The following is a 12,468-nucleotide window of genomic DNA, read 5'->3' on the forward strand; positions in this document are numbered from 1 at the left end:
CTCACTCTGAGGGCGTCCCGGGCACAAGCTTGTCGCCAAAGAGCCCGAAGGCAATAACTACCACAGCGAGGATTCCCGAGGCCACGTAGACGCCTCCTGATCTGAACACGGTGACGAGGGCATAAAGACCTCCCACAAGGAAGAGCAGTGCGGCTGTTCCTGCCACCACGAGCCCGGGAGTTGAGAGCTTCTCCTTGGACGTTATCACTGGATACAGCTCAAATATGGCCGTGAAGAAAGTTATTATGATCACTGCCTTGAGAACCATATCCGCTATTGACGGGGGAGAGTCTACCAGCCCTATGGCGAGGGCCGCGCCAATAAGATACGTGGCAGCCCTGTTTCTGCCCACTCTCAGTGTCGATTCTACTATCTGGAGGCCTACCTCAGCGGTAGGCAACAGGCTCGTGACCCCAGCAAAGAACGCTGAGATTCCGATGAGTGCTATAAGCGCAGGATAGCCTGAGAGTATGTCCGGTAGCTCACCCATGAGCTGGATCGCCCCTTCATCGCCGCCATAGACGTACTGAAGGAGCCTCTCTGGGGTGGTTGGACCAAGGCCGTAGACAACGATTATCGTGGAGAGCACTCCGACAAGGAGCTGAATGAAGATTCCAGTTCCTATAATGAGCTTAGCGTTGAAACGCTCGTTGATGAAGCTCCCGAGCATCAGGTAGAACGCGAATCCAAGTCCGACACCATAGATTGCCCTAAGTGCAGCGTCTTTAATGAGGTCAAGAGTGATGGCGTGCCTAGCAATGAGCATGTGCTTGGCCATTCCAAGGAAAGTGGCATTCTCCGGTATCTGGAGCTTGAAGGCAACCGCCGTTATGGCCACCGCAATGACGAAGATAACCGAACCAATGGCCATTATGGCGAAGGTCTTCTCCTTGGCCCTGGTAAGGATCACGAAGACTATCACGAACATCAGTACCTTTGCTATTAACCTCGCAACGGCTCCAGTACCGAGCAGCGGTGAGACCAGAGTCAGCATCACGTTGGCTGCATAGTAGGAGAGAAACATCACTATAGCCGCAAATATTGCCATAATCATTGAGGGCCTCTTGGCAACCTTCTGGTACAGCTCCACGAAGTAGTAACCGGACTTCATGACGGTCTCTGCCTCTAGGATTGCCACATAGGTCAGTATGGCCAGGAATACTACGTGCACTATGATTCCCGTAATCCCGTACTGGAGCCAGAACTGCGGGAAGAGCCCTATGCTTCCGATTCCCGTGGCAAATCCGGCAACGAGGAATATCAGATATATTGTCCATTTTTTGACTTCGTCCATGATTCCACCCCCAGGAATTCTAATCAAAAAAGTCGACATTGGTAGTTAAAAATATGCCTCCACACAAAGAACGTTGGAAAGTTCTTATACAAAGTTTTGTGGATTGAATTTTGTTGGAAATGGAACAAAGGGAATAAAAATCACTCGAAGAGACCCCTCCACTTCACCAATCCAAGCAGGAACCGGTGGGACAGCTTTTCGTGGTGGGGGTAGATCCTTATCGCATAGTGCCAGCAGGGGTCACCGAGGTGCCTCAGAGCGCTTCCCTCATAGGTGTAGAGCCACCTTCCATCCCCGAGCTCCTTTGGATGCCTCAGCTCAAAGATATGCGGTTTCTCTATGCGATGCTCCTCGGCATGGACGCCGCAGTAGAGCTCGAGGCGAACGTCTTCGGGCTTAAGTCCGTCGAGGTGGATGATGACCTGAAGTCTGCTTCCGTCTGTTATGACTACGTTTTCGATGCTCACGTTGTCCCATGTACCGATAACGCGGTCTTTCCATGTGGCTATCTCTTTGGCACCGACGTAGTTGTCCCTTGTGAGCCAGATGTAGTTGCTCATAGCCTTGGAATAGAAGCGATCCATGTACTCCTTGACCATCCTGTGGGTGCTGAAGCGCGGGGCTATGCTCTTGATGCTCTCCTTCATCATGTAAATCCATCTCTTGCGGTTGCCGTAGTAGGTCGGGATTATCTCCCTCTCCAGCAGGTTGTAGAGGCTCTCTGCGTCCTTTATGTCGTCGGCCTCGGTTTCGGGCTCCGTGCTCTCCTCTCCAATGATCCACCCGTTCCTGCCGTTGTAGCCTTCCACCCACCAGCCCTCGTAGATGCTCGCGTTGAGCACTCCGTTCAGCCCAGCCTTCATTCCACTCGTTCCGCTCGCTTCCATCGGCCTGCGCGGGGTGTTGAGCCAGAGGTCAACTCCAGCCACCATGAGCCTTGCACTGCGCATGTCGTAGTTCTCAAGGACGAATATCTTGCCCTTGAACTCGGGCATCTGGGAAACCTCGTAGACCTTCTTTAGGAACTCCTTGCCGGCCTCGTCCATTGGATGGGCCTTTCCACCAAAGACTATGTAGACTGGCCTCTCTGGGTCGTTCAGGATCCTCTTGAGCCTCTCGATGTCCGTGAAGAGTAGGGTGGCGCGCTTGTAGGTCGCGAAGCGCCTGGCGAAGCCTATGATGAGCGCGTTTTCGTCGATCTCAGGCAGGGGCTCATCTATTCCAAGCCTCTCGTTCCTCGCCTTAATCTTCCTCTTCAGTAGCTCTATGAACTCCCTCTTGGCCTTAAGGTGGGCCTCCCAGAGCTCTTCATCGGGAATTCTCTCGATGGCGTACCACAGACCCTCGATGTTCGTGTGCTCGCGCCATGCCTTTCCGATATAGCGGTCGAAGAGCTTTCTCATCTCGCTGTGAACCCAGGTCATGGTGTGCACGCCGTTGGTGATACCGTCGATAGGTATCTCATCCAGCGGAACTCCGGGCCAAAGATTCTGCCACATGCGCTTGCTTACCTCGGCATGGAGCTTGCTGACGCCGTTGACATAACTGGAAGTTCTTATGGCCAGTAGGGTCATGTTGATTTCATTCCCCTCGCGGCCGAGCTCCAGGAGCCTCTCGTCCTTACCCTCAAGGAACTTGGCGAGCCTCTTCCTGACCTCCTCAATTGGGAAGCGGTCATGGCCCGCTGGAACTGGGGTGTGCGTGGTGAAAACCGTAGTCCCCCTGACAATACTCAACGCCTCGGTAAAGGTCAATCCTTCATCCATGTACCAGGCTATCCTCTGGAGGTTGGCAAAGGCTGGATGCCCCTCGTTGAGATGAACGACACTCGGCTCTATGCCAAGAGCTTTCAAAAGGCGCATTCCACCGATTCCCAGGAGTATCTCCTGCTTTATGCGCTTGTCTATCTCGGCGTTATAAAGATAGTCGCATATGGTTCTGTCGTCCGCGCTGTTCTCGGGAACGTCGGTGTCCAGGAGATATATCTTCACCCTTCCAACCTCAACCTCTGAGGCCCTTGCGTAAACGATTCTGTCCTCTATGGGGACCTCTATAAGGAGTGGCTTTCCATCCTTCCCGAGAACCGGTTTTATCGGCATCTCCTCTGGCCTGTACTCTGGGAAAATCTCGATCTGTCTTCCGTCTCTGTCTATCTCCTGTTTGAAGTAGCCGTGCTTATAGAGCAGACCTATTGCTATGAAAGGCAGACCAAGGTCACTGGCGGTCTTCACGTGGTCACCAGCGAGTATTCCCAGACCGCCGGAGTATATGGGCAGAGTCCTGCTTATGCCGTACTCCATGCAGAGATACACTATGGGCTTGTCCCACTTGGGATAGTTGGTTAAGAACCAAGTCGAATCTGGATCCATATAATCCCGGAACTGTTCCATAACAAGCTCGTAGAGGTTCATGAAGTCGTCGTCCTTCAGAAGTTCCTCCAGACGCTCCTCAGAAACGTCGAGAAGGAGCTTAACAGGATTATTGTGTTCCTCCCAGTGTTCCGGGTCAATATACTCCCAGAGCCTCGTTGCCCTCCTGTTCCAGCTCCACCAATAGTTGTAGGCCAGATCAGCCAAATCCTTTATGGGATGGGGAAGCTTCTCCCTGATTAAATCGTGGGTGGGGGTTTCAACGTCAGCCATGGCAACCACCTATGTATCATTTTCAGTGATACTATTTGGAAGGAGAGTTAAAAAGGGTTTTGGGAGTGCCCAGAAAAGTGCACTCAGAGAAGGGAAAGAAGAGAAGGGCTCAGGCCTTCTCCAGCTGGAAGGGGCTGATGTAGTCGCCGTACTCCCCTCTCGCCTTCAGCAGCCTCTCGCGCTCCTGAGCCAGAACTTCAAAGAGCTCCTCCGGAACGTTTCCAATCTCGCGGTAGATTTTTTCGATGCGCTCTATCTTGGCCAACAGCTCTGGAACCCTTATTGTGAATTGTTTTTCGTAGTCATCCCTACTGTAGTCCTTGTTGAGAACCTCACGGAAGAGCCTCGCCAGGTCCTCGTACTTGGGTATGTATCCTATCGGTGTTTCTATGGCATCGACGTCGCCGTGAACGCGGAGCTCCATCCACTTGAGCCACACAGCTTTGTCGAGCTTGTGGTTGAGCCAGTTGCCCTCCTTGTCCCTGAGGAAGTAGTTAACCGCGAATATCTTGGGAGCCTTCCTGAGCTTCCTCTCAAACTCCAGGTAGTTCCTCAGGTAGTCCCCTATGTGGACGCTCATGAAGTCCAGTATGGCCATTGGATTGAAGGCCCTGACCCCTTCCTTACCGAGGGTAGCGGCGGTAGTCTCGCTCTCAAGAGCTGCTCCCATAGTTACGACGCCGTGCCTCCAGTCGAAGGCCTCACGAACGGGAGGCCATGTGTCCTTATCCCTGCCGCCGAATATCATACCGCCCACTTCAACGCCGCACGGGGCTTCCAGGGCGTCCATGTCAACGTTCGGGAAGTGTTCGAGTGAAACCGTGAAGCGCGCGTTCTTGTGGCTCGGCGGTATCTCGTTGCCCTCTTCATCCTTCTTTCCGCGCCACCACTGACCGCTGTGGTTCTCTCCCTCGTCAGGAATCTCTGTCCCCATATCGTTCCAGTAGGGCTTTCCGTCCTTGACGAGCACGTTGGAGAAGATTATCTCGACGGGCGAGTGGAGAACCTGCCATATTATTGGGTCGTCCTCTGGATTTACGCCCTGGATTATGCCGAAAACGCCTTTCTCGACGTTCGCTCCACGTGCTATTCCGTTCATGGGCACGATGAACGCCAAATCGTCGCCGACGATGTTCTCCCATGGAATCATAGCTGTGGAGGTTTTGCCGCACATGCTCGGATAGGCGCCGGTGAAGTAGGTCTTCCTGCCGTTGGGGCCGTTTATCCTCATCAGGAACATGTGCTCGCTGAGCCAGCCCTCTCTAACGGCGCGCTGGATGGTGAGCCTGAAGGCGAGCTTCTTGAGGCCTATCGTGTTGCCGCCATACTGGGTGTTGACGGAGTAGACCGTCTCGCCCTCAAGGTCTATGTATATCCTCCTCTTATCGAGGTTCTTGCTGGTCTTCCTCTCGTCGAGCTCTCCAGCGCTGTGGACGAACCTGAAGAAGCGCGCGCTTCTTCCGAGGCGCTTGAATTCTTCATAACCTTTACGGTAGAGGATGAACTCCGAGTGGGCCACGTAGGCAGAATCCGTGAGCTGAACAGCAGGAATCGTGAAGACCGAGTTTTTCGGCCCGAGGACGAAGAAGCACACGAAAAGCTCCTTACCGCGCATTACTCCCTTCATCAGCTCGCGTATCTCCTTAAGGCCCTCCTCACGGTCAAGGGTGTTGAGAAACGGTAAGCTCTTCCGGCCGGAAACGAGAAGCTTCGTGTTGGCCTTATCGCGGGCCTGGTCATAGTAGTTGTCGTAATGAACCGTATGATTGGGAGTTTCGAGCATCTTCTCTTCGCCATAATAGAGAGCTTTCCAGCGGACATACCATTCATCCTCTTCGCTATCGGTGCAGACGAAAACTTTGCTCGGTTCGAGCCACTCAATCCACTCGGCCAAAAACTCGTGTAGTTCTGGGTTGTCTATTGCCTTAATTTTCTCAAACTGCTCTTTATCAAGGAGTTTCTCAAGCCTTTCGAGAGCGTTCATACTACCGCCTCCAAGAATAGTAGAGTAATGCCTTAAAATAGTTTGTCGGAAATTTAAGTGCCCCGGTGGACTTATAAGTTCAGCCATGCGCAAAACATATTAACCCTTAGTAGCACAACATAGCGGTGCGTGGAATGAAGGCGGTGATTTTGGCAGGGGGTAGGGGGACGCGGCTGCTACCGCTCACAGTCTACAGACCCAAGCCGATGATACCCTTCTTCAACAGGCCCCTCATGGAGTACGCCCTCCAAAACCTCCTGAGGGCCGGGGTTGAGGAAGTTTACGTCCTGGTTGGCTACCTCGAAGAGCGCATTATGGAGTACTTCGGCGATGGGAGCGACTATGGGATAGAGATACACTACTCCAACAGCGAGAACGCTAAGTTAGGAACAAGTGGGGCCACGAGAAAGCTCGTCAAAAACATGGACGAGGCATTCTTTGTCGTCTCGAGCGACGTGCTCACAAACCTCGACCTCAGGGCGCTCTACGAATACCACCTGAGGAAAAAGGCGCTGGCAACGATAGCGCTCTCGAGGGTCGAAGACCCCACGCAGTATGGCATAGCCATAATAAACAACGATGGAAGGATTCTCCGCTTCAAGGAAAAGCCCAAGCCGGAAGAAGCCTTCAGCGACTTAGTCAATGCAGGCATCTACGTCTTCGAGCCGGAGGCCTTTGACCTCGTTCCCAAGAGTAAGAACTTTGACTTCTCCAAGGACCTGTTCCCGAGGATGCTCGAGAACGGCTTGCCCCTCTACGGCTTCCCCTTCAGGGGGTACTGGAACGACGTTGGCAGGCCGTCCAGCTATCTGCAGGCTACCGAGGACATCTTTCACGGCAGGCTGATACTTCCACAGCTCAGGGCAGAGAGCCTGAAGGGAAACCTCGAACACGGAGGCAGTTTGATTACAGGGCAACGATGCAGGCTCAGAAAGCCAGAAATACAGGGCTTCGCTGTTCTCGGCGACGATGTGGAGATAGGCAGAAACGTTAAAATAGAGCGTTCTGTGATATTCTCAAACGTTACCATCGAGGAAGGGGCTGAGATTAGGGAAGCGATAATCGGCGAGAACGTCTACATTGGGAAGGGGGTCATCATCCAGCCCGGGAGCGTCATAGGCGACAGCACGGTCATCGAGGACTTCAGCAAGATAGGCTCCAACGTCAAGATTTGGGTGGAGTCGAGGATTGGTAAGGAGAGTATAATAGTGCCAGATTGAGGTGGTGAAGGTGGAGGTGTATTACTCCCAGAGGTTCAATCCAGAGGAGCTCGCCCTGCTTGGAAGGGCAATAGGAACGATATCCCACGGCACGATAATAGTCGGAAGGGACGGCAGAGCCATCTCGCGCTACGGGAAAAGGGCAATGGTAGTCGGCATAGTCAGCACGGGCTCGACGATAATGGACGTCAGGCTGATACCCCTCATAGCCCTCAAGGACTTCGCCTACAGGAAGGGCCTTCCCTTGGCCTACGTCTACTACTACGGCGGCATTCGTGTCTACGTCAGCGGAATAGACGGCGAGGAGATAAAGGCCATCCTGGATAGCAAGAGCTTCATCGAGGCCCAGCCCAACGACATAGGTGCAACGGTCTACTATCCGAACGCGCTCGACGACTTTCTGCATGAGATCTTCAAGCACTACAACTTCCGCATCGAGGGTAAGGCCCTCGTGGATGCCATGAACACTCCAGCGGTTCTCTTCTTCCCGAGGATGAGTGAGCACTTCGGCTTTGAGGCCGAGCTTATAAACGACATGATGACGAGTTACCTGCCACCAAAGCCAAAGGAGGTCTTCCTCCACAAGCTGAGCAAGGGTGACTACGACTTCGGTCTTCGCTTCAGGCCAGAAGGCGTGGTGGAGTTCTACAAAGATGGGGAAGAACTCGAGTTTGGAAGCATGTGGAAGCTCTTCGACCACATGAAGAAGAACCTCTAAGATTTTTTACTTTCCTTTTAAATCGGCTCAAAAATCCTGAAAGAAAAGCGTTAAAAGGGGAGCCCTTGATAACCCCCTCTGTTCATTTTGGGGGTGACATCTGTGGGAATGTTCATTGTTATCGAGGGCATCGATGGTGCTGGTAAATCAACTCAAGCAAAGCTTCTGGCGAAGTGGTTCGAGGAAAGAGGCTACGACGTGGTTCTAACCAAAGAGCCAACAGATACAGCCTTCGGAAAGCTCATCAGAAGGCTCGTCCTTACCGGCGGCAAGGAGGGCATAATAGACGGCGCTCGAATAAGTCACGAGGCTGAGGCGCTTCTCTTCGCAGCAGATAGAGCGGAGCACGTCCACAAGCTGATAAAACCATCTATAGAGGCTGGAAAGATCGTCATCTCCGACCGCTACTTCTACTCGTCCCTGGCATATCAATGGGCGAGGGGTCTCGATTTGGATTGGCTCATTGACCTGAACCGCTTCGCCATTAGGCCGGATCTCGTAATCCTCCTCGATTTGCCCGTCAAGGAAAGTATGAAGCGCATAAACGGGCGAAGCATAAAGACAGAGTTCGACAAGATAGCGGAGCTCCAGAAGAAGGTCAGGGAGAACTACCTCAAGCTCGCAGAGAGGTTTCCGGAGATGAAGATAGTGAACGCCCTCGCCAGCGTCGAGGACATACACAACGACATCGTCGCCCTGGTTGAGCACGAACTCCTCAAGAAGTGATGGGGTCAGCCAGTGCCGATGTCATCACGTGCCGCACGGAGCGCGAGTTCAGACCGGTAAACGCTCCTCATCCCCCGCTTTTCTTCGGCGGATTCTTTTTAAAGGTTGGGGAGAAGTTCTTTTGGCCGATGACGAGCGTTAGCCACACTGAGCGGTGAGGAAAAGAGGGTTAGCCGAGGCCACTTTTCACGAGGAAAAGGTAAAAGGGAGCCAAAAGCTTCTCAAGCCATCCACTTCCTCAGAAACTCCCCGACCTTCGCTTTCCACTCCTCGGGATGGGACTTGAGCGTCCTGACATGGGTGGCATCGGTAACCCACAGCTCAACGTTCGGATTGATTTTCTTGTTCCGCTCGTAGAAAGCTCTGACTTCCTCGACCTTGACGAGCGGGTCCTTTTCACCGGCTATGATGAGGAGGGGCTTTCTGACTCTGTCGGCGTACTCTATCGGGTGGATTTCCCTTCCGCCACTGAAGAGCTTGGTGAATGGCTTGACAAAGGTGTAGAGCCAATCCGGCAGGTTGGCAAAGTACCTGAGCCCCCTAGCTCCAGTTTTGTCGAGATCCATCGGCGGCGAATCTGCCACACCACAGCAAATCCTTTCGTCCTCTGCAAGTGCCCTTATGGTCACCATTGCGCCCATCGAGAAGCCGATTAGGCCTATCTTCTCCGCCTTGTCCGGGTGCTCCTTCTTCAGCCAGTCGATGGCAGATAAGACGTCGGTTAATTCCTTATCGCTCACCGTTGTGTATTTACCTTCGCTCCTCCCGTGGGCGCGGAAGTCGAAGACAAGCACGTTGTAGCCCTCCTTGAGCAGGAACTCGACTGTGGGCTTCATGTAGAGGGAATACCACCTGCTGGAAGTGTAGCCGTGGAGCGGTATCACTGTCTTATCGCTCCCGTTGTCGATCCACCAGCCGCTCAGCTTGAGCCCATCGCGCGTTTCTATCGTGACATCCTCATAGTCGTGGCCAAAATCCTTAGGCGTCCAGTCCTCGATAAGCCTCGGCGGCTTCACCATCTTGTAGCCCACGAAAGCGACAAAAGCCAAAAACAGAAAGGCGAGAAGGGCAATAACTATAAGCCATCCCATTTTATCACCTCACTCCAGCTCCGTCGTATGGACCTCAAGGTTCTTCATGTGCCATATCATCGGCATCGCCAGGAGAACCAGTATCGCCCCGATGGGGAACAGGACGCGGTAGTTCTCCCCTGCCAGGTCAACTATTGCACCGCCGACTATTCCCGCCAAGAGCACTGGAAGGGAGCGGGTGGCCTCAAAGAAACCATAATAACGGCCCGTGAAGGCCTCCTTCTCGTAGCGAGTCAACAGGTCGCCGATGACCGGATAAGAAGCCGCCATGAGGATTCCCCAGCCGATTCCCGCTATTCCAAGGGCAATCACTATTTCGGTCTGGGTGTCGATAAACCATCCCCAGAGCTGCGGGAGGGCAAATATGAGACCGCCGAGGATTATGCTAAGCCTTCTGCCGAGCTTGTCATAGATGAGGCCACCAGGAAGGGCACCGAGGAGAACAGTAATGTTGAAGAGTGCCATAAGGTAAAGGCCGAGAGAGGTCACTGCCTTGACGTTCTCCTCGCTCGCTGATCCGTGAAGGATGTAGGCCAGTATGCCGTAAAGGAATATCGCTATGAACTCGAAGCTCATCCACCAGAGTGTTTGAGCCGCGTAGAACTTGAGGAAGTCTCTGTTCTCGACGATGCTCTTCAGGTATGCGGTAAGGCTCTCATTCTCCTCTATCTCCGGTGCCTCTGGCTCTCTTACAATGAAGTAAACGAAGAGCGCCGCTCCGATGAGGAATGCAGCTGTGATGATGTACGGTATCTTGAGATAGGGGGTCTGGGCGAGTGCCTTGATTCCCTCGCTCTCGCCGGTCTCTGCCACTGCTTTGGCTATCAGGTAACCAGCCAAGCCGAAAAGGAAGAGGTTTCCAGCCCACTCGAGAAGTGTGATGACCCCACTGGCCTTCCCTCTCTGGCCGCTCTCTATTGTGTCGGGCATCAGAGCTCTAAACTGGGCAGTATAGAGGTGCATCGACAGGTAGAAGAACGCTAACGTTAGGGCGAAGCCCCAGAGCGGAACACCCATAGCGTAGGCCGTGTACATCATCATCGCTGCGATTCCAGCGAGAATGCCGCCTATCATGATGAAAGGCCTTCTCCTTCCGTGCCTTGATTTGAGTGTATCGCTGTAATATCCGAGAAGAACTGGAATGAACAGACCGATAAAACCCTCAACAGCCAGTATGGTTCCTTTCACGAATGCCGATTGGGTGTAGCTCGAGAGCAGCGGGAATGAAAGCCCCTTGTTCAGTGCCCAGCCGACGCTCCTGCTGAATCCGAGCAACGCCAGGCTGAGAACGACACTCCAGCTGAACTTTTTCTTGTTCATGGTTTTACCCCCCATAGTCAGTTGCTGAGATAGGTTTCTGGAAAAATCTGTTTTTACGTTTTTGGTTTGAAGAATGAAGTTTCCTATATTCCGGAAGGCAGGACTTTTAAGATTATAAAAGAGAAAAGGATCAGTCCATCTCGGGCACGTAGTCGTACACATCCCCCTTGCTCTTCACGATGTCGCCTCTCCTGACGAACTGCATCGTTATGAGGGCCAGCACGAAAAAGACCGTCGCAAATGGCAGCAGCGTCTTGTAGCCCGCAACGTCTATGAAGGCTCCAGAGAGGGGCGGTGCAACGAGGTTTGCCGCCTGGCTGAAGAAGTAGTAGAGGCCAGTGTAGCCGCCGAGCTTTTCTTCGGTGGTCATGTCCACAACCATTGGCAGGGAGTTAACGTTCACCATCGCCCAGCCTATACCACCCACGAAGAAGAGCCCCATAAAGGTCATCACAACGGGGTCTCCGAGGGAGCTGCTCGCTGGTTTTGAGGTTTCACCGACCTGATAGGCCGCGAGCATTATTGCCACAACCACGAGCAGGCCAAGGGTTATGGTTCTCTTTCTTCCAACCCTGCCGCCGAGGAAGCCCGCTGGAATAGCGAATATCATGAAGCTAAGGGAGAACACGCCCAGCATAAAGGCACCGGTGCTCTCCTCGATTCCGAGATGGTATTTGGCGTAGCTCGTAAAGAATGTCTCTAAGGAGTTGAATGCTATGAACCAGAAGAATATCGCCAGCAGTATCGCAAGCAGACTCTTTTCCCTGCTGGCAAAGACATCCTTAAGGTTTTCCCTCAGCTCACCGAAGCTCTTCCGGCTGGTCTCCCTGAGAAGCTGGCTCAGTTTGACCCTGGCCTCGCCCGCTTTCCTGTACCTCTCAGGCTCAGGCACGAAAAGCACCACGAAGAGGCTGGCGAGAAGCATTATCGCGGCGCCAACGTAGAAAGGAAGCGCATAATTGACGTCGTAGAGCATTTTGCCTCCGAAGTAGGCAAAGAGCGCTCCAAGACCACCCATAAAGTTGATTATCCCGTTGGCCTGGCTCCTCTTCTCACTCGGCGTTATGTCGGGCATGAAGGCTATGACCGGCGAGCGGAAGAGGGCCATGAAGAAGTTCATCAGGATGATGGTCCCCATGAAGAGAGCTAAGTTTTCGTACTCCCTGGCCACGGGTATGAGTGCAAACATAAGAGCCGCCAAAGGAGCGCCCAAGAGTATGTACGGCTTCCTCCTCCCGAGGCGCGTTCTGGTCATATCGCTCAGGGCCCCGAGGAATGGAAGGAGGACGACTGCGAAGAGGTTGTCTATCGTCATGATGAAGCCGGTGACAGTCTTGCTGAGGTTGAACGTGTCCTGCAGGAAAATAGGCACGTAAGCGTTGTAGAGCGCCCAAATTATACTTATCCCAAAGAAGCCAAAGCCAAGGATGAATATCCTGCTGTACTTGAAGTCCTTCATGTTCATCACCCGAC

General features: G+C 53.2%; 9 protein-coding genes. 3 read left to right on the forward strand and 6 right to left on the reverse strand.

The annotated features are described in order from the left end of the window. Position 1: 1 nt before the first annotated feature. From E3E23_RS02885 to E3E23_RS02895, 3 genes are all read right to left on the reverse strand, one after another. The gene (locus E3E23_RS02885) at positions 2-1,294 is read right to left on the reverse strand and encodes a sodium-dependent transporter (protein WP_167906178.1); all 1,293 of its coding nucleotides are present in this window, start codon (positions 1,292-1,294) and stop codon (positions 2-4) included. Between the two features lie 140 nt (positions 1,295-1,434). Beyond that, the gene (gene malP, locus E3E23_RS02890) at positions 1,435-3,936 is read right to left on the reverse strand and encodes a maltodextrin phosphorylase (protein WP_167906179.1); all 2,502 of its coding nucleotides are present in this window, start codon (positions 3,934-3,936) and stop codon (positions 1,435-1,437) included. Between the two features lie 109 nt (positions 3,937-4,045). After that, entirely contained in the window at positions 4,046-5,920 is a 1,875-nt protein-coding gene (locus tag E3E23_RS02895; RefSeq protein ID WP_167906180.1) for a phosphoenolpyruvate carboxykinase (GTP), read from the reverse strand. A gap of 134 nt (positions 5,921-6,054) precedes the next feature. Between E3E23_RS02895 and E3E23_RS02900 the strand changes: the two genes are divergently transcribed. The 3 genes from E3E23_RS02900 to tmk all read left to right on the forward strand — a co-directional run bounded on the left by E3E23_RS02900 (position 6,055) and on the right by tmk (position 8,584). Next, positions 6,055-7,140, forward strand: coding sequence for a sugar phosphate nucleotidyltransferase (locus E3E23_RS02900; protein ID WP_167906182.1), 1,086 nt, complete (start codon positions 6,055-6,057; stop codon positions 7,138-7,140). 10 nt (positions 7,141-7,150) lie between these two features. Further along, positions 7,151-7,858 (forward strand): phospho-sugar mutase, encoded by a 708-nt coding sequence (locus E3E23_RS02905; protein WP_167906651.1) that lies wholly within the window; start codon positions 7,151-7,153, stop codon positions 7,856-7,858. 108 nt (positions 7,859-7,966) lie between these two features. After that, positions 7,967-8,584: a dTMP kinase gene (tmk, locus tag E3E23_RS02910; protein ID WP_167906652.1), complete on the forward strand. Its 618-nt coding sequence runs from the start codon at positions 7,967-7,969 to the stop codon at positions 8,582-8,584. Between the two features lie 221 nt (positions 8,585-8,805). Here the strand turns inward: tmk and E3E23_RS02915 are convergent, their stop codons facing one another. The 3 genes from E3E23_RS02915 to E3E23_RS02925 form a co-directional block, all read right to left on the reverse strand. Continuing rightward, on the reverse strand, positions 8,806-9,675 hold the full coding sequence (locus E3E23_RS02915) for an alpha/beta hydrolase (RefSeq protein ID WP_167906184.1): 870 nt from the start codon (positions 9,673-9,675) through the stop codon (positions 8,806-8,808). Between the two features lie 9 nt (positions 9,676-9,684). Continuing rightward, the gene (locus E3E23_RS02920) at positions 9,685-10,995 is read right to left on the reverse strand and encodes an MFS transporter (protein WP_167906186.1); all 1,311 of its coding nucleotides are present in this window, start codon (positions 10,993-10,995) and stop codon (positions 9,685-9,687) included. Between the two features lie 130 nt (positions 10,996-11,125). Beyond that, positions 11,126-12,454 carry an SLC45 family MFS transporter gene (locus E3E23_RS02925; RefSeq protein ID WP_167906653.1) on the reverse strand — a complete coding sequence of 443 codons (1,329 nt, stop codon included), beginning with the start codon at positions 12,452-12,454 and terminating at the stop codon, positions 11,126-11,128. Between the last annotated feature and the right edge of the window lie 14 nt (positions 12,455-12,468).

It is taken from the genome of Thermococcus sp. CX2, assembly GCF_012027555.1.
In the GTDB taxonomy this organism is placed as follows: Archaea; Methanobacteriota_B; Thermococci; order Thermococcales; family Thermococcaceae; genus Thermococcus.